The 22,457-nt window shown below is 60.6% G+C and carries 24 protein-coding genes, 1 tRNA gene and 2 pseudogenes; 5 read left to right on the top strand and 22 right to left on the bottom strand.

What is annotated here, in order from left to right:
* Positions 1-32 precede the first annotated feature (32 nt).
* The 7 genes and pseudogenes from AB8A27_RS27325 to AB8A27_RS27295 all read right to left on the bottom strand — a co-directional run.
* Positions 33-1,049 (bottom strand): FAD binding domain-containing protein, encoded by a 1,017-nt coding sequence (locus AB8A27_RS27325; RefSeq protein WP_441244581.1) that lies wholly within the window; start codon positions 1,047-1,049, stop codon positions 33-35.
* Positions 1,046-1,555 carry a (2Fe-2S)-binding protein gene (locus AB8A27_RS27320; protein WP_441244580.1) on the bottom strand — a complete coding sequence of 170 codons (510 nt, stop codon included), beginning with the start codon at positions 1,553-1,555 and terminating at the stop codon, positions 1,046-1,048. The genes AB8A27_RS27325 and AB8A27_RS27320 overlap by 4 nt, the downstream gene beginning before the upstream one ends.
* 891 nt (positions 1,556-2,446) lie before the next feature.
* A complete protein-coding gene (locus AB8A27_RS27315) occupies positions 2,447-5,752 on the bottom strand; it encodes an autotransporter outer membrane beta-barrel domain-containing protein (protein ID WP_441244579.1) in 3,306 nt (1,101 codons plus the stop codon).
* Positions 5,753-5,930: 178 nt separating this feature from the next.
* Entirely contained in the window at positions 5,931-6,350 is a 420-nt protein-coding gene (locus AB8A27_RS27310) for a DUF6647 family protein (protein WP_441244578.1), read from the bottom strand.
* 38 nt (positions 6,351-6,388) lie between these two features.
* Positions 6,389-6,547, bottom strand: a complete 159-nt coding sequence (locus AB8A27_RS27305) for a hypothetical protein (protein ID WP_441244577.1) — start codon at positions 6,545-6,547, stop codon at positions 6,389-6,391.
* A gap of 134 nt (positions 6,548-6,681) precedes the next feature.
* Positions 6,682-8,649, bottom strand: coding sequence for an autotransporter domain-containing protein (locus tag AB8A27_RS27300; protein WP_441245049.1), 1,968 nt, complete (start codon positions 8,647-8,649; stop codon positions 6,682-6,684).
* A pseudogene (locus AB8A27_RS27295) lies at positions 8,650-8,808 on the bottom strand (autotransporter-associated beta strand repeat-containing protein); the annotation flags it as partial.
* Between AB8A27_RS27295 and AB8A27_RS27290 the strand changes: the two are divergent.
* Together AB8A27_RS27290 and AB8A27_RS27285 are read left to right on the top strand one after the other, a co-directional pair.
* Positions 8,779-9,330 (top strand): hypothetical protein, encoded by a 552-nt coding sequence (locus tag AB8A27_RS27290; protein WP_441244576.1) that lies wholly within the window; start codon positions 8,779-8,781, stop codon positions 9,328-9,330. The pseudogene AB8A27_RS27295 and the gene AB8A27_RS27290 overlap by 30 nt on opposite strands.
* Positions 9,331-10,336: 1,006 nt before the next feature.
* Complete coding sequence (locus AB8A27_RS27285; protein WP_441244575.1) at positions 10,337-11,134, top strand: helix-turn-helix transcriptional regulator; 798 nt, start codon at positions 10,337-10,339, stop codon at positions 11,132-11,134.
* A 117-nt stretch (positions 11,135-11,251) separates the two neighbouring features.
* On the opposite strand, the gene AB8A27_RS27280 is transcribed toward AB8A27_RS27285, so the two are convergent.
* From AB8A27_RS27280 to AB8A27_RS27260, 5 genes are all read right to left on the bottom strand, one after another.
* A complete protein-coding gene (locus AB8A27_RS27280) occupies positions 11,252-11,491 on the bottom strand; it encodes a hypothetical protein (protein WP_441244574.1) in 240 nt (79 codons plus the stop codon).
* A gap of 131 nt (positions 11,492-11,622) precedes the next feature.
* Positions 11,623-12,312, bottom strand: coding sequence for an alpha/beta hydrolase family protein (locus AB8A27_RS27275; protein WP_441244573.1), 690 nt, complete (start codon positions 12,310-12,312; stop codon positions 11,623-11,625).
* A complete protein-coding gene (locus AB8A27_RS27270) occupies positions 12,309-13,553 on the bottom strand; it encodes a DUF763 domain-containing protein (protein WP_441244572.1) in 1,245 nt (414 codons plus the stop codon). The genes AB8A27_RS27275 and AB8A27_RS27270 overlap by 4 nt, the downstream gene beginning before the upstream one ends.
* Before the next feature lie 37 nt (positions 13,554-13,590).
* A complete protein-coding gene (locus tag AB8A27_RS27265) occupies positions 13,591-14,136 on the bottom strand; it encodes an alpha-ketoglutarate-dependent dioxygenase AlkB (RefSeq protein ID WP_441244571.1) in 546 nt (181 codons plus the stop codon).
* 312 nt (positions 14,137-14,448) lie between these two features.
* The gene (locus tag AB8A27_RS27260; RefSeq protein WP_441244570.1) at positions 14,449-14,694 is read right to left on the bottom strand and encodes a hypothetical protein; all 246 of its coding nucleotides are present in this window, start codon (positions 14,692-14,694) and stop codon (positions 14,449-14,451) included.
* 94 nt (positions 14,695-14,788) lie between these two features.
* Between AB8A27_RS27260 and AB8A27_RS27255 the strand changes: the two genes are divergently transcribed.
* Positions 14,789-14,968: a hypothetical protein gene (locus tag AB8A27_RS27255; protein ID WP_441244569.1), complete on the top strand. Its 180-nt coding sequence runs from the start codon at positions 14,789-14,791 to the stop codon at positions 14,966-14,968.
* Between the two features lie 113 nt (positions 14,969-15,081).
* Here AB8A27_RS27255 and AB8A27_RS27250 read toward each other — a convergent pair whose 3' ends face one another.
* The 9 genes and pseudogenes from AB8A27_RS27250 to AB8A27_RS27210 all read right to left on the bottom strand — a co-directional run bounded on the left by AB8A27_RS27250 (position 15,082) and on the right by AB8A27_RS27210 (position 19,902).
* The gene (locus tag AB8A27_RS27250) at positions 15,082-15,324 is read right to left on the bottom strand and encodes a hypothetical protein (RefSeq protein WP_441244568.1); all 243 of its coding nucleotides are present in this window, start codon (positions 15,322-15,324) and stop codon (positions 15,082-15,084) included.
* 17 nt (positions 15,325-15,341) lie between these two features.
* Positions 15,342-15,515: a DUF2934 domain-containing protein gene (locus AB8A27_RS27245; RefSeq protein WP_441244567.1), complete on the bottom strand. Its 174-nt coding sequence runs from the start codon at positions 15,513-15,515 to the stop codon at positions 15,342-15,344.
* An 82-nt stretch (positions 15,516-15,597) separates the two neighbouring features.
* Positions 15,598-16,371: an exodeoxyribonuclease III gene (gene xth, locus AB8A27_RS27240; RefSeq protein ID WP_441244566.1), complete on the bottom strand. Its 774-nt coding sequence runs from the start codon at positions 16,369-16,371 to the stop codon at positions 15,598-15,600.
* Positions 16,368-16,706, bottom strand: a pseudogene (locus tag AB8A27_RS27235) (hypothetical protein). The gene xth and the pseudogene AB8A27_RS27235 overlap by 4 nt, the downstream one beginning before the upstream one ends.
* Positions 16,707-16,734: 28 nt before the next feature.
* The gene (locus tag AB8A27_RS27230) at positions 16,735-17,244 is read right to left on the bottom strand and encodes a YciE/YciF ferroxidase family protein (RefSeq protein WP_441244565.1); all 510 of its coding nucleotides are present in this window, start codon (positions 17,242-17,244) and stop codon (positions 16,735-16,737) included.
* Positions 17,245-17,438: 194 nt separating this feature from the next.
* Positions 17,439-17,684: a hypothetical protein gene (locus AB8A27_RS27225; RefSeq protein ID WP_441244564.1), complete on the bottom strand. Its 246-nt coding sequence runs from the start codon at positions 17,682-17,684 to the stop codon at positions 17,439-17,441.
* 2 nt (positions 17,685-17,686) lie between these two features.
* Complete coding sequence (locus tag AB8A27_RS27220; protein ID WP_441244563.1) at positions 17,687-18,007, bottom strand: hypothetical protein; 321 nt, start codon at positions 18,005-18,007, stop codon at positions 17,687-17,689.
* Positions 18,008-18,398: 391 nt separating this feature from the next.
* The gene (scpB, locus tag AB8A27_RS27215; protein WP_441244562.1) at positions 18,399-19,088 is read right to left on the bottom strand and encodes an SMC-Scp complex subunit ScpB; all 690 of its coding nucleotides are present in this window, start codon (positions 19,086-19,088) and stop codon (positions 18,399-18,401) included.
* Position 19,089: 1 nt separating this feature from the next.
* On the bottom strand, positions 19,090-19,902 hold the full coding sequence (locus tag AB8A27_RS27210; protein ID WP_441244561.1) for a DUF1403 family protein: 813 nt from the start codon (positions 19,900-19,902) through the stop codon (positions 19,090-19,092).
* A 681-nt stretch (positions 19,903-20,583) separates the two neighbouring features.
* Between AB8A27_RS27210 and AB8A27_RS27205 the strand changes: the two genes are divergently transcribed.
* On the top strand, positions 20,584-21,120 hold the full coding sequence (locus AB8A27_RS27205; protein ID WP_441244560.1) for a hypothetical protein: 537 nt from the start codon (positions 20,584-20,586) through the stop codon (positions 21,118-21,120).
* Positions 21,121-21,308: 188 nt separating this feature from the next.
* Positions 21,309-22,322, top strand: a complete 1,014-nt coding sequence (locus AB8A27_RS27200; protein ID WP_120287934.1) for a tyrosine-type recombinase/integrase — start codon at positions 21,309-21,311, stop codon at positions 22,320-22,322.
* Positions 22,323-22,375: 53 nt separating this feature from the next.
* On the opposite strand, the gene AB8A27_RS27195 is transcribed toward AB8A27_RS27200, so the two are convergent.
* A tRNA-Gly gene (locus tag AB8A27_RS27195) sits at positions 22,376-22,449 on the bottom strand.
* Positions 22,450-22,457: the final 8 nt, after the last annotated feature.

The following is a 22,457-nucleotide window of genomic DNA, read 5'->3' as shown; positions in this document are numbered from 1 at the left end:
GGTCCGAACGCCCCAAGCGCACCATCGCGCCCTCACGCGATCTTCTTGCTCGATTGCGACTGCGGCGTGCCATTCGCAGCTTGCGTCAGCGCACGTACTGCCGCTTGGCGCGCCAGTTCGATCTTGAACGTATTGTGGGCAAAGCCCTTGGCGTCACGCAGCAGCGCATCCGCGGCGCGCCTAAAAATCTCGGGGCTTGCGGCCTGACCATTCAAGGCCGCTTCGGCTGCGATATCTCGCCACGGCTTGTGCGCGACGCCGCCGAGAGCGATTCTCGCTTGGCGAATGGTACGACCATCCATCTCGAGTCCGATCGCGACTGACACAAGCGCGAAGGCGTAGGAGAGACGGTCGCGTATTTTAAGGTAAGTGTAGTTTTTGGCGAAGCCTTGCGCGGGTAGTTCAATCGCAGTGATGATTTCATCACGGTCCAGATTGGTGTCCCGCTGCGGTGTGTCGCCGGGGAGTCGGTGAAAGTCCGCAATGGCAATCGCGCGTTCACCTTTGGGCCCCGCAACGTGAACTGTCGCCTCCAGCGCCGCTAGCGCCACGCACATGTCGGACGGGTGCGTGGCGATGCAGGCCTCGCTTGTGCCGAGTATCGCATGTCCGCGATTAATTCCGTCGATTGCGGAGCAGCCGCTGCCGGGTGTCCGCTTGTTGCACGGCATCACCGTATCGTAGAAGTAAGCGCAGCGTGTTCGTTGCAGCAAGTTCCCGCCGGTCGAGGCCATATTGCGCAATTGCTGCGAGGCACCGGCGCGGATTGCACTGGAAACGACCGGGTACCGCTGCTCGATCAGCGGGTGGTAGGAGAGGTCGCTGTTCGGCACGAGTGCGCCGATCCGCACACCGCCGCCAGCTGTCTCCTCGACGGTCTTGAGCGGTAGGCGCGTGATGTCGATCAATAGGGTCGGGCGCTCGACATTCTCTTTCATCAGGTCGAGCAGGTTTGTGCCGCCAGCGATAAATTTGGCGGCCGGGTCCGCCCTGATCTGCTGCACTGCATCTGCAACGTCGCTTGCGCGCGCATAATGAAAATTGATCATGGCTTTTCAACCATCACGGACATTGCCTGCCTGATCGCCGCAACAATGTTAGGATAGGCGGCACAGCGGCAGAGATTGCCGCTCATTAGCTCGCGGATTTCGTCGTCGGTCTTCGCCTTGCCTTCGGCGATCAGGCCTGCCGCCGAGCAAATTTGTCCCGGTGTGCAGTAGCCGCACTGGAAGGCGTCGTGGTCGATGAAGGCCTGTTGCAGCGGATGCAGGCCACCGCTGGGCGCAAGGCCTTCAATCGTGGTCACTGCGGCGCCGTCCGTCATCACCAACAGCGTCAGGCACGAATTGACGCGGCGACCATCGACCAGCACGGTGCATGCGCCGCACTGACCATGGTCGCAGCCCTTTTTTGTGCCGGTTAGGTCGAGGTGGTCACGGAGCGCGTCAAGCAATGTCGTCCAAGGCGCAACTGTAAACTGCTGTCCGGTGCCGTTAACTACCAACGCTACCGAAATGTTATTACTGGTACGCGCTGTCGTATTGTTTTGCGTCATCTGATTCCCCCCCCCACGAGTCGAAGAGAGTCACGCGGCCGCTACCGGGGTCATAAGCCCCGGTGTTTAGGCGCAGCCAGGAGGCAGGTTCTCACAATGCGTTGCTTGAGGCAACCGTATCCGGCGCGCTCAAATCAAATCTTCACGCCTTGGAAGCGCGAGATGCGCTGAAGACGCGGCGGGTTTGCAATTCTGCGCTTAGGAAGAAGCCGGCGTCCTGATCGAGGCCACAGGTCATAACTAGGATTGAGACGAAAAGATCGCTACTGCAAACCGAACGAGATGCATCTATGGTGGCACGCTATAAGCGCCTCCAGATCGTGCCATCTTTTGATGCTGTTGGTGCAGGCGGCCGATTGCCTGCCCCGGGGTTCGGCGAATCGCACTTCGTAGAGCGTGCACTTTCCATTCTAGGTTTTTATTCCACAATGTAAGTTATGCGCATTGGCGCTGCGCCCTTCGGAAAGAAGCACCATAAGCCGTGCCATCGCCCGTCGCAGACTGAGTCCAGTGCGGCTCTCGTCAAGGATTTTGATTATCTCGGCCACAGAATTGTTTGCTCCATGAGCGGAGCACCAACGACGACGCGGGTCAGCACTATCGTGCGAGTACCGATGACCTTGACGCCATGGTGCACCTCCGCAATCGGATATGCTCTGGTCGCATCCAAGTAGAAACGCGTGCCAGGTACGTAACTTCCGAAAGGTGTGGTAGATGATATTGGTGCTGAGAGAGCGTGATTGCTGGTGTCGTGAATTTCTAGAGAATACTCAGTCATTCTTTCTCCTGTAGCTCAAAGAACAATGTCCGCTAAAAGCTGCATTCTTGCGATACAAAATTTGACGATACTTTTGCTCCGGCATTCGATCCTCTGAATCACCGGTCAGCACCTCACCACGCATACCGCACCACGCCCTTGCCGGCGTAGCTGCGCGTGACATCCGAGAACTCGCCTTCAAAGGTCCCGGCGACGGCCCAACCGTTCGTCCACTTCATCTCCGCGGATGCGGTCGTCAACGCGGTGTCGCTCGCCTGCGCCGCGCCGTTGACGACGAAGCTCGCACCGGGCAGCGTCTGGAACGTCGCCGAAGCGAAACGGTCGCTATTGAAATCGTGCGCCCATGCGACGCGGCCACGTAGCGTCAAGATCGCGTCCGTCACGGCAAACGACTTGTCGGTGCGGAAGCCGAGTTCGCTGCGGGTGCTGGTCACGGTCTTGCCCGCATAGGCCAGTGCGAAGGTGTTGGCGCCGCCGCCGTCAGTCTCTGCATAGGACGGCAAATCGAGCGCTGTAACCTGCGCCGCGGCATAAGGCGTAAAGCCGACGCCGCCCAGCCAGGACATCAGGTAACGATTGCCACCTTCGATGCGACCCGAATAGCTGTTAGCATTGAATTGCGCGCGCAGCCGATCGCCGCCGACGACACGATCGGTGGTGATATCCTGCCAGCCATAGGCCGCCGCTGCTGTGATGTAAGCTGATCCGACCGTGTGGCGCACGAACGCACCCGCCTGGAACAGGTCGCTGCGGCCCGAGCCGCTGTTGGCCACCGAGAAGTTGGTGCCGCCGCCAGCCAGCGAGAAGCCCGCCAACGTATTTGGCGAGAACCAGTAGTCGGCGCCGACCGCGACGCCGCCGATGCTCGACCGGGTGTCGTTCGAGCCGGCCACCGTATTGCCGTCGGTGTTACGCGAGCCGCCGAAGGCCGCCGCCCACACGTTCCAGCGTTCCTGAAACGCAGGTGCCATTAACGGAGCCTTGCGATAGATCGCCGCCAGCGCATCGCTCGGAGACCGCTTCGCGGCATAGGCCGGCGTCTCGTCGACATAGCCAACGGCGCCAGTCTGCGGCGTGCCGCGGCCTGCGGTGAACGGATCGGTCATCACGCCCATGAACTGGGTCATGGCATCGAAGGTGGTCTGCTGGGCGCCGGTGGCTGTCTCGCCGGAGGCTTGCGACAGTCTATTGAGCAGCTCGTTGCCCGACAGAAGATACAGCGCGTTGAAGCCGGTCGGCAGCACTGCGCCGCCGATGATCGCATTGTCGATCGCGCCAGCGACGCTGCGCTGATTGGTGCCGGCACTGCCGGGCAGGATCGGGCCGAGCAGGCCGGGATCAAGCGTCAGCAGCACATCGTTGCCTACATAGCTGAGCCGGGCATTGCGGGCAAAGAAGTTGTCGATGCTGACGCCGTCGAAGGTGCCCGTCCGCGTGCCGGCATTCAGGATCGTGTAGGTCGTGGTGACGCCGAGCGGACGCAGCGGATCGACGATCACCTTGCCTGCGAGCGTGGCAACGCCCGTGACGGCAGTTTTGTCCGAGAAGGTGCCGGAGACCTGCACCAGATAGGTCGATGCCGCCGTCATCGTAAGGCTGCCGCTGACGGTGAGCGTGCCGATCGAATTGCCGGGCGCCAGCGTGCCGCCATTGATCGCTGTCGTGCCGACGACGCCGTTGCCACCGAGCGTGCCACCGGGATTCACCGTCAGGCTGCCGGCCGAGGTGATGTCGCCATTGACTGACAGGGTGCCGCCGTTGACGTTGATCGGCCCCGCGAACGTGCTCGTGCCGGTCAGCGTCCAATTCGAGGAGTCGACCTTGTTGAAGGTGCCGAAGCCGGAATACTGTCCCGCGTCGCTGACCTGCGAGATGTCGAAGCTGCCTGTCCCGGTGCCGCCGAGCTGCAAGGTGTCGGCGACACCCGGCACGTGACCTAAAGGAATCTGGAACGAACTGGCGCCGCCAATCACTTGGCCGATGATGACAGAGGTCGGTGCCAGCGTCAGCGTGTGGGGGGCGCCGTTCGCTATAAAGTACACTGCGGCCGTTGAACCAGATGAACCGTTGATGGCGCCAGCGTTGAACATCGTGAAGCCGGTGACGCTTTCCACGTAGACTGCACCGAATGATCCGGGGGCTCCTGCCGCTGTGAGGCGCGCGCCGTTGCCGATCGTCAGCGAGCCGCTGTCTGCGCTGATGCCGATGGCTGATCCGCCGCTGAGGATTGCCCCAGCGCCGATTGTGACCGTGGCGATGCCACCAAGCGCCTCGACAACAAGGCCTCCCCCTCCTCCGCCGCCGCTGACAATGCTGCCAGCGCCGATCGTCGCCGTGGTGTTGCCGGTGATCGTGTGCGCAAAGATCGCGTCACCAACTGAGCTGATGGACGCTCCCCCGCCCACCACGAGATTTACGTTGCCGAAGGGTGCACCGACATCGATGGCCTGGACGCCGCCGACGATCGACACACCGTTGGCAACAGTCACGGTGGCTAGTCCACCTTGGCTGGTGGCCCTTACAGCCGTGTCGGTGACCGATGTGACATTCCCCAGGACGTTCACCGTCGCCGATCCAGCACCTGCGTCTGCATAGAGGCCGGCGCCGTTGCCAGTGTTGTTGACGGTGCCGTTCCAGGCAATCAACGCGTTGCCATGGCCAATTGCGGCGACGTCCGCCCACGCTTTGATGGTGGTGCTAGCGTCGGAGCTTGTCACGTTGCCGGACCCGGTCACCGTGGCGTTTCCGTCGGGGGTCGACGCAGAGAGGGCGGCATCTACCGATGTGATGGCCCCGTTGTAGATGATGGTGGCGTTGCCCAGGCCGGTGGTCGAGGCGCTGATGCCGGTCGTCGTGGACGTGACGCTGCCGGAGCCGCTGATGAATACGTCGCCTGCGCCGTTGGACAGTCCGATGATGGTGCCGTTCACGGCGGCATTGGAATTGATGATGATTTTGCCGTTGCCGGTGGTAAGGGCAGAGATGCCTCCCGTTCCGATCGCTGCAGTATTGAGAATGCTGATCGTGCCGTCGGCACCTTGGGCGCCGATCCCGAACGCCGCGGCATTGCCGATATAGCTGATGTCTCCGAAAAAGTTGCGGAGGTTCACCATGTTGGCGATGCCGAAGATGGTATCGCCGTTGGTGAAGGTGAGGCTGCCGGGCGCTGTGACGGTAACGCTTGCGCCGCCGAAGGTGGCGTTTCCAAACAGGGCAAAACCATCGATCTTTGCCCCCGGATTGACGGTCACGACCGTGGCGCCGGCGAAAATCGACTCGAGCGTGCCGCCGGTCGCCGGATTGGCCGCGTCGCAGGTCACGTTGCCGGTGTTTTCGCCGACACAGGCCGCCAACGCTCGGTCGGAAACCGCGGCGATCATGGCGATGAACGCACCGGTTAAGGCCGTGCCGATGAGCAAGCGACGCCGATATCCTGCCTTTGACCATTCAGCAGGCTGCGTGGGGTGCCACGTTGGCGATCCGAGCTTGAACTTCATAGTGCGTCTCCAAACGCTCGGGTTTTATGTGCGATTTGCGACAAATGAGGTCGTTGCAGACTCGCCGCACAACGTTTGCGTGGCGATCGATTTGCGCCCGTCACGAATCATCGCGGCAAGTGCTGACCATGTAGATTGTGAGTTCGTTCGTGCCGATGAGACCGTAAGGATCGTCGACGCCCTGCTCGCGGAGCCATTTGATCTGCAGGTCGTAGGCTTGGCGTTCAAGCGCGGCCTTACAGGGCGCCTGAACGTTGCTCGCATGTTGGGCGTGGTGCACGAGCTCATGCAACAGCGCGCTTCTGTTCCGCAGATCCTCAATGTGCCAGCCGTTCGGCAGGAAGATTGTATTCTCTGCATGACTGTAGAGCGCTTGAAACTCCAGGCCATTGCTTTCCGGCGCGCCATACCGCGCTGCCATTTCCGTGGACGTCACAAAATGGACAGCTGGGCGATCTGGCGCGGTCAGCCCGGTTTGAGCGACGATCCAAGCGATATAGACGGCAATTAAACTGTTCAACGGACAAACCTCGTTTGGATTCGTAAATCGTTCGGTGCCTAGTCAGAGTGAACCGCTTCGATCGCGCGTGGGCGCTGATCGGAGGCTGCGCTGCGCGACAGAATGATCGCGCCGATGACGTGGGCGATACCAAACGCGAGCAGCACCAGCGCGATCAGGCATTTGATGCCAAGCGTGTTGTACCCACGCGTTCTCATGTCATTGACCGCCAAACGAAGTGCAGCTTTCGCCGCCGAACTATCTTCGCTTGATGCTTGGCCGGCGCTACCGATCTCACTTCGGTCAGAGTGCATGTGAAGATTCATCGCGACGCGCCTCATCTTGCCCGGTCTCACCACGCATACCGCACCACGCCCTTGCCGGCGTAGCTGCGCGTGACATCCGAGAACTCGCCTTCAAAGGTCCCGGCGACGGCCCAACCGTTCGTCCACTTCATCTCCGCGGATGCGGTCGTCAACGCGGTGTCGCTCGCCTGCGCCGCGCCGTTGACGACGAAGCTCGCACCGGGCAGCGTCTGGAACGTCGCCGAAGCGAAACGGTCGCTATTGAAATCGTGCGCCCATGCGACGCGGCCACGTAGCGTCAAGATCGCGTCCGTCACGGCAAACGACTTGTCGGTGCGGAAGCCGAGTTCGCTGCGGGTGCTGGTCACGGTCTTGCCCGCATAGGCCAGTGCGAAGGTGTTGGCGCCGCCGCCGTCAGTCTCTGCATAGGACGGCAAATCGAGCGCTGTAACCTGCGCCGCGGCATAAGGCGTAAAGCCGACGCCGCCCAGCCAGGACATCAGGTAACGATTGCCACCTTCGATGCGACCCGAATAGCTGTTAGCATTGAATTGCGCGCGCAGCCGATCGCCGCCGACGACACGATCGGTGGTGATATCCTGCCAGCCATAGGCCGCCGCTGCTGTGATGTAAGCTGATCCGACCGTGTGGCGCACGAACGCACCCGCCTGGAACAGGTCGCTGCGGCCCGAGCCGCTGTTGGCCACCGAGAAGTTGGTGCCGCCGCCAGCCAGCGAGAAGCCCGCCAACGTATTTGGCGAGAACCAGTAGTCGGCGCCGACCGCGACGCCGCCGATGCTCGACCGGGTGTCGTTCGAGCCGGCCACCGTATTGCCGTCGGTGTTACGCGAGCCGCCGAAGGCCGCCGCCCACACGTTCCAGCGTTCCTGAAACGCAGGTGCCATTAACGGAGCCTTGCGATAGATCGCCGCCAGCGCATCGCTCGGAGACCGCTTCGCGGCATAGGCCGGCGTCTCGTCGACATAGCCAACGGCGCCAGTCTGCGGCGTGCCGCGGCCTGCGGTGAACGGATCGGTCATCACGCCCATGAACTGGGTCATGGCATCGAAGGTGGTCTGCTGGGCGCCGGTGGCTGTCTCGCCGGCCGCCTGCGACAAACCACTTGCGGACATGTTGGCGAACACTGTGGGAATGCCGCCAGTCGTATTGAAGAAATTGGTCAGCGCGTTGCCGACGTTCTGCTGATTGACGTTGAGGCCGCCTGGAATGGCGAAATTCAGGATCAGACCAAGATAAACATTATTGGCGTCATAGCTCAGCGTTGAACTGAAGTTCGATGGCGCATTATAGGTGGACACTGCGGAGGAGAAGGCGCCGCTGACGCCGCCGGTCGCGGTGAGGATCCTGTACGTCTTTTGCACATAGGCGCCGTCGGCAAATACGACGAACGCGGTCGCGCCACCAAGTGTGGCCGTGCCGGTGACATTCGCAAATGTTGACGTGCTGGGATTGAGGGAAACTACATAGAATGCGCCGGACTGGAATGCGAGATTGCCCGTAATCTTCGTTGATGAGCCCGGTAGACTGAGATCGCCAGCAGAAAACGAGCCGGAAATCGTGCTATTGGCGCCCGTCACGGTGCCGGCACCGCTCAAATTAAAGAACGTCTGGTTGAAGCCGTTCAAATCCACGGTCGCGCCGGCTGAAACATCGACTGTTGGGAATATTCCAAAAGCGCTGGCGGACGCGGCCCGTAATGTGCCGGTTTTCACATTGGTCGGGCCGAAATAACTATTCGCTCCCGCCAGCTCCAGGGTTCCCGCACCGATCTTGGTGAAGCCGGAGCCGTTCCCAAAAGGCCCTATCAAGTTTGCAATCACGCCTTGTATCGTGGTCGTAGTCCCTGCTGCGATATCGAAATTGGGATTGCCGCTCATCACAAATGTGAGGTTGTTGGCTAACGTGGCATTGGCCGTCACGGCCAACGTCCCGCCATCGAACATCGTGATCTGTTTATTGCCGCTGCCCAGGTTAGTGCCGTTCGTAATGGACAACGCGCCCGCTTTAATATCGACGTTACTGCTGAATGTATTGGCTCCAGACAGCACCAGAGTGCCGGCGCCGGTCTTCGAGATTAAGATCCCGTGACCGGTAATGATTGCCGCGAGCGTTGAGTTGGTCGATTGGTCAAGGGTGAGCGAGCCGGTTGCCAAATCGATGTTTCCAACGATGCCATCTGTCGCATTGCCGAGCGTCAGGGTGTTGACGCCGCCTGTGAAGCTGATGGCATTGGTCCGGGTTATGCCGTCACCGTTCAGTCCGCCGCGGATCGTGCCGTTGTTAACAATCGCTATGTCCGCACCGACAATGCCGACACCACCTGCTCCATTGGCGCCATTGCCGGCGCCTCCAACGCCTCCGGCGCCGCCGGCACCGCCGCTCAGCAGAGCTCCTGTCCCCACCTTCACCGTTCCGCCAGCAGCGAAAAACGCTCCGAACCCACCGGTGCCGCCCGAACCACCGAACCCGCTAGCGCTCGCCCCGCCGGCGCCACCAGCGCCGCCTATCCGCTGATCACCACCACCGACATCGAAGGCGGCAGTGTTTGTGAATGCAACCTGAGCGCCGCCTGCTCCGCCACCACCACCACCACCACTGCCGTTCGCGGCACCGCCATTGCCGCCGCCGCTTCCCGTGAAGTTTCCGCCAGTCGTTACAGCCGTGTTATCCCTTAAGACGTTGAAGCCACCTCCGCCACCGCCGCCGCCACCTGCGGCCGCGCCGGCGGCGCCATCGCCCCCGGAAAAGGTTATGTCAGTCGCCCCGAGTCCGCCTGCGGCACCGCCGCTCCCATCGCCGCCCGCCCCTCCAGCGCCCGTAGGGCCGGGAGAATAGACACCGCCGGAGCCGCCGCCGCCACCACCGCCGCCTCCACCAGGATCGGGGAAGCCAGGAACTCCGGCACTTGCCGCTCCATTGAAAAGATTATCAGAGCTTCCCGCGCCTGCTCCTGGAGCGCCTGTAGCACCGCTTCCGCCTGAGCCACCATTTGCGAACGCCGGACCGCAGCCAACACCGCTCGCGCTCACCACGATGGACAGTGACATCCACAGCGCGGTGGTTCTCAGAAGTGCGCTGCGACGTTGAGAAGCTGCAATCGCAGGCTGCGTTGTTTGCTTCGTTGGCGAACTGAGCTTGAACTTCATAACTTAACTCCAAAACGCCAAGCGCATTTGCTTTCGACAAGAAGTCCCGTCAGTCGCCTCGAAAGAGCGGCGGCAAGACGGCTCACCCGGTCTTACGAATAGGCAGAGAGCACAGCGCAACAGAGCTGACCCGCAGACGGTGACGAACGCGCATAAAGGGCATTCCGGTATGTCAATGACGTCAGCGGACCGTCATTTCAGCGTTAGTATTTCTCGTGTGAGAGTGATTTCGTGCGAGTTGCTCAAACGGCCCGTCAGGAGAGGTTGACCGCAGTTAGAACAGCGCATGACAGAACGATGAAAGAGCCGGCAGGCCATCGCCTCTCCGTCCGGTCGTCGCCTGGCATTCACGCCGGCTCACGCCGTGTGCGCATCGTTATATCCCCCATATCGGCACGGTGAGAGAATCCGCCTTCCCAGCACCCGCGCTGAATATCGCGCTACCTGATGCGTCTGAGAACCACCTAGAAAGGTGGTTCGCTGTGCTTTATGTATGCCCGCGCAGGCTCGGCTTCCTGCACTGATTGGGAATGACATGCATCTCTCGACGGATCCCACCGATCCGCAAAATCAAGAAGTCTATGCACTCTGGGATCAGCTGGCCGAGTTCCCAGTCGCCGACGGCGACGCCGCGCTGACACATCTGCTGTCCGCACTGCGTACCATGTTGTCGGCACGCAATGTGCTATGGGGCGTGGTCGTGCGATTGCCTTCGCCGAAGCGGGCAGATCCCTTGCTCGGCTGGCGTCCGCGCCTCGTCAGGGTGCTGGACCCGATACCGGCGGTGGCGGCATCAGTGCAGAAGCAGTACGATACGCTCTGGTCCGACGACGTCGACATGTCTCAGATCCTTTCCATGTCGGGCGATGAGCCGTTCCGCGTCCGCCTGCTGTTTGAAGCGCTGCCGCCGGAATGGTTCGAGGGCAAGCACTATCGGCGGCACTATCTGGACGTCGGCTTCGCCGACAGCATCTCAGTGCGCATTGCGCTCAATGACGACGTGAGGATTCGCCTGTTCGTGTTCCGCGATGCGCAGGCACCTCGCTTTACGCCGCAAGACGGCCAGCGTCTGGGCTTCGTCATGCGCGCCTTGAGATGGTTTCACCGAGAACAATTGCTCAGCCACGGCCTGCTCATCGCCAAGGCGCCCCTCACACCCGCTGAACGCCGCGTGTTGCTCGCACTGCTCGACGGGGACACGGAAAGCCGGATCGCGCAGAAGCTCGACCAAAGTCCGAACACCACGCACTTCCACGTCAAATCGATCTACGCGAAGTTCGGCGTGCGCAATCGCCCATCGCTCTCTGCACTCTGGCTCGGCAAGCTGCGATAACGCAGGACGAAGAACTTGCTCAGTAATGATTTTCTAGCTTTGCTGCTACAAGAGACATTCGCCCATCGGATGTTATGGAATGGGACTTTCCCAGCGACTAAATTGTGCTTCGCCGCGTTACGTTTCTGCCGGCCTTGTCGAAGTGTCTCCAACGCCGATGGTCTTCTCGACTTCCCGCGCGACGCGAAAATCGTCCATGCGATGCGTGTTCGGGCCGAATGCGGCTTCCTTGCTGAGCCAGTGGTACACGCGACCCACGGCACGCTGCAGAACCTTCGGTCTGCCCGGGCGCATATTGCGCGCCTTGCAGATCACACGCTCGGCATAAGCTTTAAAATAATCGACTGCGTCAGACATCGGTGCTCCATCAGGGCGTGCTGCAGGACAAGCTAGGGTGAGCCGTCCCAGAAGCCGGGACGCCTCATGGGCGTCAACGGAACAACGGAGAATCCATCGAAAGGGTCCAGCCGGCTATTGGCTGCCCGAGGTCAGCTTTTCAAGCGCCCCGCCCACTGTGAGATCATGAGTGCAATTTCGGCTACAACGTCCTGGTCGGTCCGTCCGCTGCGGGCCGGGATATGAAAGCCGTGATCGGCGCCATCGATTAGGTGAGAGGTCGCCTTCGATCCCAAGCCTTTGCAGACCTGGCGTATGAGCGCGGGCTCCGCCAGCTTGTCACGCGTTCCCTGGATGAAAAGCATGGGGATCCGAATGCCCGCGAGGTGTTCGGCTCTTGTGATCGAGGATTTACCGGCGGGATGCAGGGGGAAACCGACAAATGCCAAGCCGCATACGGCTTCGATCGGATCTTCTGCCTGCGCCTGCGAGGTCATGCGTCCGCCGAATGACTTGCCGCCCGCTATAACGAGCATCCCGGGGCATCGACGGCGGGCCTCCGCCGTGGCCAATCGTATGGCCGCATGTGCGACAGCCGGAGTGTCTGGGCGTTTGCTGCCCTTCTCCATGAACGGGAACTGGAAGCGCAAGGTCGTGATGCCATGGCCATAAAGCTTTGCAGCGACATCTTCCATGAACGGGTGCGTCATGCCTGCGCCTGCCCCGTGCGCAAAGACGAAACAGGCTCGCGCGTTCCGCGGCTTCATCAAGAGGGCCGATAGCGCGAGCGCGTCCTTGCTCTTCAGCGTCAGCGGCGTTACGCGGGGCGGCCGGGTTTTCATTTCTTTGCCGACTGCCTGCCGGATTGCTCCTCTTCAGACCCGAAGACCGAGCGACCGCCGAGCGCGGGGGATGCCCGCAACTCACCATCCACGAAATCCTCGAATGAGGGGCCGCTCGCCGTCCGTTCGAGGCGGCGAGCTTGGTCGTCGAGCCGTTTAAGCGTCTGCATCTCCTCATCTCGGCCGAGCTTGGCGTTCTGGACGGCTGTCTTCAACACGCGGATGGTCTCGTCGTAGACCTTGATCGGCACCGGGTACGGGTGACGATCCTTGCCGCCATGGGCGAGTGAAAACCGCGCCGGGTCGCGGAAGCGGTACGGCGCGCCATGGACGACCTCCGCCACCATTGCCAGCGAGCGGACCGTTCGTGCGCCGACGCCCGGCGTTAGCAGTAGGTCGGGAAAGTCGAGCGGCCCGCGCTCGGCAGCGGCGGCGAGCGTACCATGAAGGCGCCGGGTGAACACATCGCTCGAGCGGACATCGTGATGTGCCGGCATGACGAGATGCGGCAGGAGGGGCTGGGCCGGCGCGTTACCAGTCAGCGCGGCGAACTCATCGACGATGCCGTCGGGACCCAAAGACGTCAGCAGGTCTAGCTGGGCCCGTCGGGAAGGTGCGGCGCGCCCATCCGTCAGATTGACGACGTTTCCCTGAAACGGACCATCGATGGCGCTGTGCGGTTCGTCGACGAAACTCGTCAGGTTCTCCGAATGCCAATGATAGCGACGGGCCTGTTTCTTGTCGCCGTTCATGCCCTGCTGCACCACGGTCCATTTGCCCTCGTCGGTGACGAAGAAGCCGTGCAGGTAGAGATCGAAGCCATCCTGGACGGCTGCGCTGTCGACCTTGGCGACGAGACGGCTCGCGCGCGTCAGGGCGAGCCCGTCAAATCCGATGCGGTCGCCGAGCGCGTGAAGTTCGTCGGGAGTTTTCCGCGAATGCTGGCCCCGCCCTCCGCAGACGTGGATGCCGAGTTCGTCCTGCAGCGGACCCAGGCCGCGCTTGAGAGCACCGATGACGCTGGTTGTGATCCCCGACGAATGCCAATCCATTCCCATCACGGCGCCGAAGGATTGAAACCAGAACGGATGGGACAGCCGCCGCAAGAACTCGTCGCGACCGTAATGGTGGACAATCGCCTGGGTGACGATAGCGCCGAGCGCTGACATGCGAGAGGCCAGCCATGGCGGAACCCGTCCACCATGCAAAGGAAGATCGGCGCTCCCGGTCCGTTTCGCCATTCGCCCTCGTATCCGACACTTTGCCTTCTAAGGCATTCTACACCATCGTCCGGAAGGTGATGGAGTAGCGTTTGGCCTCGACGGCCGGAATGCTGTGTTCCCATACCGACCGCGCCTCGCCGGACATCATGTAGATCGAACGGGACTTCGCTTCGAGGGTGAAACGCTCGAACTTGGTCGAAGCGGGCCTGCGAAATCGGAACTTGCACATCGCGCCCAGCGATAATCCGAATATCCGGTCGAAGTGCGGCTTGTCCCTGTGCCAACCGATCCCGACTCCGACGTCGTATTCGGTGCAGAGAACTTGCTGTATGCGCGTACTGGGTCCACCGAAAGTCTCGACGCGATGTGAGACATCGGCGAGCCATTCAGGAATCAGCTCGGCTTCAACGAGGCGGCGCGCCGTATAGTCGTAGCTGAACCCGAAGGAGGCTACGCGACGCTTGCCCTCATACTGGCCGAACTGAAACGGCTGGAGGGGCAAGTCGGCCACCTGGGCTATAAGGTCGAGCGCTTCCGCTTCCGAAACGAAGTCGTCGACATACCGGAGGCCTTCGGGACCTGTCGTGTTTTCCGCAAACAAACTGAATTGGTCGGACAGTGGATTTTACCAAGGCTGTGGATCTACGACTTAGTTATGGAGCCGCAGCGCACTCAGCGCCGTCTCTGAGAATCACAAAAGTAACAAAGGCAAGCTAAACACCAGCAGGAAAATGACGAGGACGCCAAGTCCCAGATTATCGTCGCCCTTTACTTCGCTTGGGGTCGTCGGTTTGACCGTCGACATGTTTCAGCCTGACAATAAGCCAGCCACTTCTCGACGAGCCATCCAATGGCCGTCTGCTGGCGCCTGAGATATAATTGATTGCCACCCATCACCATCGTCACGGCCCTGCTAAGAGGCCGCTTGAAGCGTGCGAGCTTCAAGAGCTTCCATGTATTGAGCAATGGCTCTGTTCGAGAGTAGCAGGCGGCGCCTTACGCCCTGCCGCACCATGTTTTCAACGGAATGGAGCAGAATATGAGAGCAGAACTCCGCATTTTCGATTTCGCCTGCCCGCTCCAGATAATCCCATGCAATTTGGATCGCCTCTTCCATGAGGACAGCGAGATGAACCGGTTGGTCAGGATGATTTCTCATGCCTATTCAAACAGCGCGAATTGGAATCGTTCCACGCGAACGGGGAACACTCAATGAAAACGGAGGTTACCTCATCTAAATGGAAGGACAGACCATGAGCGCCGAGAAAACAAACCCGCCGAGCGATGATGACCGCGATAAGCAGGACTGGGGTAAGCATTCACAGAGCAACCAGCCCTGGAAGCAGAACGCTCAGAACACCACTGACCCGAGCCTGCCGCCGGATACACCCAAGCCGGACCTGGAGAAGTGGAAAGACACGAAAACTCACTGATTCACAAAAGCCCGCCGCACCGGGTTCTGGACGGCCGCCATGATTCTCGACGCGTCGCCGACCCTGGTCGAAAACGTGCAGCTGGATTTCGATCTAGGGTCGCGAAAAAAGCATTAATGGCGGCGGGCGAACAAGATCCCACCGACAAATGCGATCGCCAGCATCGCGAGCGGAGCGGCTTTGGTGACGTCCTTGAGCATCTCCAGATATGTCTCCGGCTGCTTTGCCGCTTCGACCTTTTCTTTGAAATGCTGCCCCACCTTATCAACCTGCTCTGTGGCAGCGTTCACCGCGCCCTTCGCAGCGTCGAGCGCATTTTCACCCAAAGACCCGCCGTTCCCATCTTCTCGGCTCATCACGCGCTCCTGAATGCTCATTCGGGCATAGGCTTCGGATTATTCGTGTCGAGCTCGTCTCCAGGCTCATCGCTTTCAAGTTCGGCCTTGGCTTGATGCCAGAACTCATCGGCCCGCCCTTCCGGCCGTCCCTGCTGGTCCCACAGCTTGTGGGCGTACTCGCGAATCTGATCCTCAGAATACTTCGGCATTTGTTTCTCCTCAAAGCGAAGAACCGCTGGCGCCGACATCCGTTCCGAGAACTGCCATCGCATTTTGTCGCGCCGCCGTGGGTCACTTCAGCACGATCCATGCCGGTGCATGATCGCTCGGATCTGGCTTCCCGCGGATTGCGCGATCGACGCCGGCGGATACCAGACGCTGTCGCAACGTCGGACTGAGCAGCAGGTGGTCGATGCGAAGGCCGGCGTCCCGATCGAAGCGGTTTCGCCAGTACGACCAAAACGTATACATTGGCTCGTCGGGATAGGCCTCGCGAAGCGCGTCGGCCCACCCGTTTTTGAGGAGCTTGGCAAACGCCGCCCGAGCCTGTGGCTGCACCAGAGCATCCTTGTTCCAGGACTTCGTCGGGTAGATGTCGGACGGCGTCGGTACGACGTTGAAGTCACCAGCGACAACGGCTGGCGCGCCGGACTTCATCAGCTTGGCTGTATGCGTATTCAAGCGCTTCAGCCAGGCAAGCTTGTAGTCGAATTTCGGTCCCGGCTGCGGGTTGCCATTGGGTGCATAAACGCAGGCGACGAGTACGCCGCTGACGGCGGCTTCAAGATAGCGGCTCTGGTCATCATTCGGATCCCCGGGGAGCCTGCGACGCGTGACGATGATGTCGGATTTCTTCCGTGCGAGGATCGCAACGCCGTTCCATGCCCTTTGCCCGACCCAAGCGGCGGAGTAACCTGCCTTTCGCAAGGCCACTTCCGGAAACTCGGATTGAGATGCCTTCAACTCCTGAAGGCACGCGATATCCGGTTTCGACGACTTCAGCCACGCAAGTAGGTTCGGAAGGTGCTTGTTGACGTTGTTCACGTTAAAGGTCGCGATCTTCACGCTGTCGCTTTCGCACGGGATAGCTTGAGGCCGGCAAACCAAGCCGCATATGGCGTGCTTTTCGCCATATGCCTGTTGAGATCCGGGGCGCCGTCGGTCCACCAGACAGGGCCACGCTCGCCCAAGGCCCGCTTGGCGTCGTCGACGTCGCTATGGGCATTCCCTTCTGTGAAACGTCACCAGCCTGCTTCGCTGCCTTGACCGCGCGGCGGGCCCGCATCAATTCAGCCACAAGCGCTGTCTTCTTCGATTCCGGTAGCGACCGCTAGACGCCAAAGGCGCCCCTTCACGACAAAGTACCGGCCATCCGGCGTCACGGGGTGCCGAAGCGTCATGTCCGCGCGCCGGACTATGACAAGGATTTCACGCCACAGCCTTCTTGTTCACGCCCTTCCGAAGAGCGATCGTGTTTAACTTGGTGTTGGCGGCCTTCTCCTCATTCAGGTTTGTCGTAAGTAGCCGTACGACATCTTCATGACCGAGTTCTTCAGCCCATGCGATCAACGTTCCATATCGGGCAATCTCATAGTGTTCGACGGCCTGCGAATTGGCAACGATGGCGGCGTCGAGCACGGCTTTGTCGTCGATCTCGCTCGCGGTCTCTTTGGCTTCCTTAATGATGCCGTCAATGGCCGGGCAGTCGGTGGCACTTGGCTCCTTGCCGAGCTTCTTGAAGACTTGTTCGAGACGACCGATCTGCTTCTCCGTTTCGTCGAGATGCGCCCTCAGACCGGCTGCGAGATCCCGATTTGTGGCCTGTTCGATCATCTGCGGGAGCGCCTTCGTGATCTGATGTTCCGCATAGTAGATGTCTTGCAGACCATGCACGAACATGTCCTCCATGGTCTTGATGTCTTTGCTGAACAGACCCATTGCATCCTCCTGTTTTGAATTCGCCCTTCGTGACGGCAAGTCAAACGATGATGAGGGCCCTGAGTTCCAGCGGTATTTCGCTAATCCCCAAACACGCCGCTGTGCGCGCAATGTGAGAAGACGTATGATGCGACCGATCGGGGTATTGCGGCTGCGGACTGACCCCGTAAGAGGTTTGTAGGCCGTGATGTAAATTATGTGCAGGCCGGGCACTCATCACCCAGGCCATCAAGTACGCGCTCAACAGCGGCCTTCCGTTCCTTCTTATTTTTGCCTGAGAACTTACGGTGCTCTGCAAGCGACATAGCGTAGTCGACGGCATGATGGCTGTGACGCAGGCGCATATACCCGTGCTCATGGCATGGAGCGATCGCATGGGCTTCCATCAGTAAGTCTGCGGCCCACATCTCGAGGGTGCGCTCTGTCTTCTTCTTGGGCATGGTCAAGCCTTCTTGATTCGCGTTGGCTTCGGAGCGGGCGGCGTCGGCCTCGATCGAAATATGACATCGCCGATCACGTATCGCTCAGTCGTCTCGATGCTGTCGGCAGTGAATAGATGGATATCTCGCCAATTTCGGCCCATGGGGTCTGCTGTTGTGGCAATGGCCCGAGCATCGTCCTCGGTGTCTGCAGAGATAATCGCGATCTGCCTGCTCTTCTCGAGCAGATTAAGCGCAGGCGTGAGCTTCCACTGCCGGTTGGTCTCTGGAACCAGGGCAGGCGGGGCGGCGATCTCGGTGATGGGTTCGTCATCGTCGGACATCGCTGGAAAACGATGGCCGCCGCGCCATGTTCCCGCGTTCTAGGATGGGTTATTCGCGAAGACGTTCCGAGTCTCTGGCCTAGCGTGAGCGGTATGGCACGCGGCCGTTTGCTCAACTCCGCATATCCATTGTGCGCCATGTTCGAGAAGGTCGGCCGCCGCCGCCACCCTGCCGATCCCAACGTTCCGCGGCCGCGCTTCTTTTTAAATGGCGTGTCGCTTGCTAGCGGGATTTATGATCCAGGTAACCAACGATGGCAGCGCCCGCGGCGATGCCGATAATAATGCCAGCGGTTACGTTTCTAATAGCCAAGCCGAGAACAGCTCCGAGGCACACCCCAAGGGCAATACCTACCCCCATCCGCGAAGGACGTTGTTCCATCACATCCACTCAATCGCAATGACTTGCAAACTCGCGTTCCGAGCTTGTCGTTCCTTCGTCGATCACATCATCCGACGGTAGTATGTCCGCTGCGAACAGCTGGTCCTTGCTGAGCAGGCCGGCGTCCTCGAGCGCCTCGATGTCCGGCAGGTCGCGCAGCGTATCGAATCCGAACTGCGCCAGGAACGCCTTAGTGGTCACATAGGTGTACGGCGCGCCAGGCTGTGGCGCCCGCGGGCCGGAGCCGATCAGATCCAGCCTGCGCAAATGTCCGATCACGTCGCGGCTGATCTCCTTGCCGAAGAACTTGCCGAGCTCGCTGCGGGTGATCGGCTGGAAATATCCCACAGACAGCAGCACCTGCATCTCGCTCGCCGACAGCGCGCTGCCCGGCTCCCCGGTGCCGGTCGCGGTGCGGATCGCGTCGGCAAACTGTGTGCGGGTGCGGTGCTGCCAGCCGCCGGCGGCGGCGACCAGCTCATAGGGGCGGCCACGCAGCTCGGCCTGGATGTCGTCGATGATCAGATCGAGATTGCAGTCGGGTCCCACGACCTTCGCCAGCATGGCGCGGGTGACCGGCTCGGGCGAGGCGAAGATCACCGCTTCGACCCGGCCCATCCATTCGCGCCAGCGCAGCGCGGTCGGCAGATCCGTCAGCGCGGTGTCCAGCATGAGTTTGGCTTTTGGTCGGCGTCCCATCTTACAGCCCGTACAGTCGGAAGGTGGGGCGCCCGGTCAGTTCGCGGACGACGCCGAGCGATACCAGACGTTCGAACAGCCGGCGGCTGGAGCGATCGCTGGCGGTCTGCCCTCCCCGCGCTGGCTGCGCATCCTCGCTGAGCAAGGTCGCCACCATGGTGTCGGCGTCCTTGCTGCGCAGTTTTGGCGCCGCGCCGAGCAGGCGATCGGCGCGGTGTCCAAGCTCGGCATAGCGATCCCAGGCCGCCGCGGCGGCGCGCGCATAGGCCAGGCTGCAGACCTGCATCCAGCCTTGCTCATCGCCGTCAGTTGCCGTCCGGCGCAGACCATTGCCGGTGAGATGCGCCGCCAGCAGCGGCACCGGCGCCGGCCAGCTGAGGTGATGGGCGAGCACGGCATCGGCCAGCCATAGCGCCAGCGGCCAGCAGTCCGGTCGCAGCCGCACGCTGATCGCCGCCGTTGCCGCGGCGGCCTGCACCGGATTGCCGCCGCCGATGCACTGCGCCAGCGCACATGCGATCGCCTCCTGCAGCGCTTCGTCGTCGCGGCACGCCAGGAGCGCCGGCAGCATGGTCGGCCACGTCTCCTTCAGCGTGAGCGCCTTGCTGGTCCCGAGGCGGCGCCAGGCGCCGAGCAGTCGGCCGGCGGGGCCCGGATCATCGCTGCTCTGGCGCAGATACCAGTGATCACGCAGCTTCGCTTCGTCTTCGCTGCGGCCGCCCTGCCCGGCCAGCCTGGTTGCGCATGTGAGCGCCAGGCGCTGGCGCCACAACGCGCCAAGCAGATGCTCGTCGCGTGCGATCGCCAGAGACATCGCGCAGCCGCGCCCAGCCAGGCATTGGCGGGAAGCGGCGGGGTGGTGCTGGAATCAGGCGGACGCGAGAAGACATGCGGCAGCGTAAGTCGCCGCGGCGCTTTGTGCCATAGAATCTGCCCAAACCGCCCCAGGTTATGGCTAATAAAAACGAACGATAATGTTGGCTTATCGTTCATTGAAAGCTTTGGAAGCGTTGAAGCGGCACAGTCGTCAGTCGCTACGGATGGATCACTCTTTCCGAATCTAGGCGCGGCATCTATGCGCTCGCAATTTGGCGCTGGTCTTCGCCCCGCAGGGCATCGCTCAGCGTGACACTCGGTGACGTTTCATAAGTCGATCGACCAAGTAATTGGGTTGAGCTTACTAGTGGCGAAGTGAACCGATCGCAGCTTATGGGCCGCTTTATAGCCCCAAAAACTCCATATCCACGATTAGGGGACGCGCATTAGAACGGAACCGCCCGAGCGGCCGTAAATTCCGAAGCGACAACGCCATATCGGCATCGTTCTTTGAGAGGAAGTCGAAGAGCGGCTATGCGGTTTGTGTGGATCTAACCTGGTTTGTCGCTGTCCAACGGCAGAGGGGCACTGAATAAAAAGAGAGGGGGCATCTTGCCCCCGTTTATCAAGCGGGGTACAAAGGGGGGCAATTCGCCCCCCTTTTTACTTTGGAATGCCCATGATTGTTCTGACACGCGAACAGCACTGCTTCCTAGCCGGTATCGACGTTGAGACATTCAAGTCAATGAAGAAACGCGGACAGCTACCAACCGCCGATTACGCCAAAACGCCCGAAGGTGATCGTGGTTACACGCCGACGTCGACACTTATGTTACTCATAGCGATCGACCTATTTTACGCCTGCGGCCTCTCCCGCGACAGCGCTGCTATCATTGCAAACGCAGGCAATTATGCACATCGCAATTGGCCTGCAATCGCAAGCTCCAGCTTGTTGATAGCTCAAGGCAAGCCCGTCGAAAACCCGGTCATGTGCGGTCTGGTGGAAAGAACGAAGCACAAAGCCGAAGCCGCCCGACAGTATGCCCTCTCCCACAATCGTCACCTGTCCGCCTTTTGCGGAACCGTTAGCGATCTCGCTCACCTCGCTCCCATAGGGCGGATGGTTTGCACCAATGTCTCGGAGATCGTCGCACGCATGCGGCTGGCCGCTGAGCGCGCAAACATCGATCTCGAACAATTCTGGCGCGAGGGCTAATCGCATGCGCCGGCCAACCATCCGTAAAACGGACATTGACGCTGCCACGGCGTCGTTGCTGGCCCGCGGCCTTAAGCCAACGGCTATAGATTTCTTGCCCTCCGGCGGTATCCGCTTCCATTTCGGAGCAAGCGCAAAGCAAGCGGACGAGGATCTCGACCGTGAGCTTGCCGAGTTCGAGGCTCAGCATGGTGCAAGTTAACCTGAAGGGCCTCGTCAAAGTCAAAGCTAAGGGCAACACGTACTGGTACGCGTGGCGCGGCGGCCCTCGTCTGCGCGGCGAACCAGGATCGCCAGAATTCATGGCGTCATACAATGAGGCAGTCGAAGATCGACGCACTCCTGACAAGAACCGCTTCCGCTTCGTCGTGGCTGACTATAAAAGCAGCAAGGACTACAAGAAGCTTGCTCAATCTACCCGCGATCAGTGGGGCAAGTGGCTGGATCGGATATCGATCCACTTTGGCGAACTGCGCACAAAACAGTTCGACCGCCCGGAAAAGATTCGTCCGGTGATCCGGCAATGGCGGAACAAATGGGCTGACACACCCCGTACGGCTGATTACGGCATGCAGGTGCTCTCTCGCGTTTGCGCCCATGCTGTCGAACGTGGAAGCGTCGCCGGCAACCCGTGCGAGGGCATCAAGCGTCTTTACAGCAACGACCGTTCGGAGATCATCTGGACCGACGCCGACGTTGCGCAGATTAAGAGAAGCTGTTCGCCCGAGATTGCGCACGCGATCGACTTGGCTGGTCATACAGGTCTTCGTCTAAGCGACCTGATGCGGTTGGCGTGGTCGCACGTCGGTGAAGATGCGATCGTTCTGACAACAGGGAAAAGCCGGCATCGCCGCGAGGCGATCATACCTCTTTACGATGGCTTGAGCGAAGTACTGGCCCGCATTCCGAAGCGAGCGACCACCATACTGACAAATAGCCGCAGCCGTCCTTGGTCCGCTGACGGCTTCGGTAGTTCTTTCAACAAGGCAAAAATCGACGCCAAGATGGCTGGGCAAGATCTCCACTTCAACGATCTGCGTGGCACCGCGGCTACCAAATTTTACGTCGCCGGCTTCACCATGCGCGAGATCGCGGAGACGCTCGCTTGGGAAGAGGAATCCGTCGAAAAGATCATCCGGCGCTATGTGGGTCGCGCCGCAGCGATGAAGGCGCGCATTAGGAAATTGGAGGCCAGACAATGAACAAACTTTGCAAAACAGCCAGCAAAACTTTCAAGGATTTCCCGGGTAAGTGCTGGAGCGGACGGAGGGAATCGAACCCTCGTATGCAGCTTGGGAAGCTGCCGTTCTACCATTGAACTACGCCCGCATCGTTGC

The organism is Tardiphaga sp. 768_D3_N2_1, assembly GCF_052076105.1.
GTDB lineage: Bacteria > Pseudomonadota > Alphaproteobacteria > Rhizobiales > Xanthobacteraceae > Tardiphaga.
The sequence above is the reverse complement of the archived record's forward strand: the minus strand, read 5'-3'. Positions and strand labels throughout refer to the sequence as shown.

Bases quoted from the DNA above. Each gene is read 5' to 3' on its own strand.
- AB8A27_RS27250 (WP_441244568.1), bottom strand. From the start codon at position 15,324: ATGAGCCGAGAAGATGGGAACGGCGGGTCTTTGGGTGAAAATGCGCTC.
- AB8A27_RS27260 (WP_441244570.1), bottom strand. From the start codon at position 14,694: ATGAGAAATCATCCTGACCAACCGGTTCATCTCGCTGTCCTCATGGAA.
- AB8A27_RS27220 (WP_441244563.1), bottom strand. From the start codon at position 18,007: ATGTCCGACGATGACGAACCCATCACCGAGATCGCCGCCCCGCCTGCC.
- AB8A27_RS27280 (WP_441244574.1), bottom strand. From the start codon at position 11,491: ATGTCTGACGCAGTCGATTATTTTAAAGCTTATGCCGAGCGTGTGATC.
- AB8A27_RS27245 (WP_441244567.1), bottom strand. From the start codon at position 15,515: ATGCCGAAGTATTCTGAGGATCAGATTCGCGAGTACGCCCACAAGCTG.
- AB8A27_RS27305 (WP_441244577.1), bottom strand. From the start codon at position 6,547: ATGAGAACGCGTGGGTACAACACGCTTGGCATCAAATGCCTGATCGCG.
- AB8A27_RS27205 (WP_441244560.1), top strand. From the start codon at position 20,584: ATGATTGTTCTGACACGCGAACAGCACTGCTTCCTAGCCGGTATCGAC.
- AB8A27_RS27210 (WP_441244561.1), bottom strand. From the start codon at position 19,902: ATGTCTCTGGCGATCGCACGCGACGAGCATCTGCTTGGCGCGTTGTGG.
- AB8A27_RS27200 (WP_120287934.1), top strand. From the start codon at position 21,309: ATGGTGCAAGTTAACCTGAAGGGCCTCGTCAAAGTCAAAGCTAAGGGC.
- AB8A27_RS27225 (WP_441244564.1), bottom strand. From the start codon at position 17,684: ATGCCCAAGAAGAAGACAGAGCGCACCCTCGAGATGTGGGCCGCAGAC.
- AB8A27_RS27255 (WP_441244569.1), top strand. From the start codon at position 14,789: ATGAGCGCCGAGAAAACAAACCCGCCGAGCGATGATGACCGCGATAAG.
- AB8A27_RS27320 (WP_441244580.1), bottom strand. From the start codon at position 1,555: ATGACGCAAAACAATACGACAGCGCGTACCAGTAATAACATTTCGGTA.
- AB8A27_RS27275 (WP_441244573.1), bottom strand. From the start codon at position 12,312: ATGAAAACCCGGCCGCCCCGCGTAACGCCGCTGACGCTGAAGAGCAAG.
- AB8A27_RS27325 (WP_441244581.1), bottom strand. From the start codon at position 1,049: ATGATCAATTTTCATTATGCGCGCGCAAGCGACGTTGCAGATGCAGTG.
- AB8A27_RS27230 (WP_441244565.1), bottom strand. From the start codon at position 17,244: ATGGGTCTGTTCAGCAAAGACATCAAGACCATGGAGGACATGTTCGTG.
- AB8A27_RS27270 (WP_441244572.1), bottom strand. From the start codon at position 13,553: ATGGCGAAACGGACCGGGAGCGCCGATCTTCCTTTGCATGGTGGACGG.
- AB8A27_RS27285 (WP_441244575.1), top strand. From the start codon at position 10,337: ATGCATCTCTCGACGGATCCCACCGATCCGCAAAATCAAGAAGTCTAT.
- scpB (WP_441244562.1), bottom strand. From the start codon at position 19,088: ATGGGACGCCGACCAAAAGCCAAACTCATGCTGGACACCGCGCTGACG.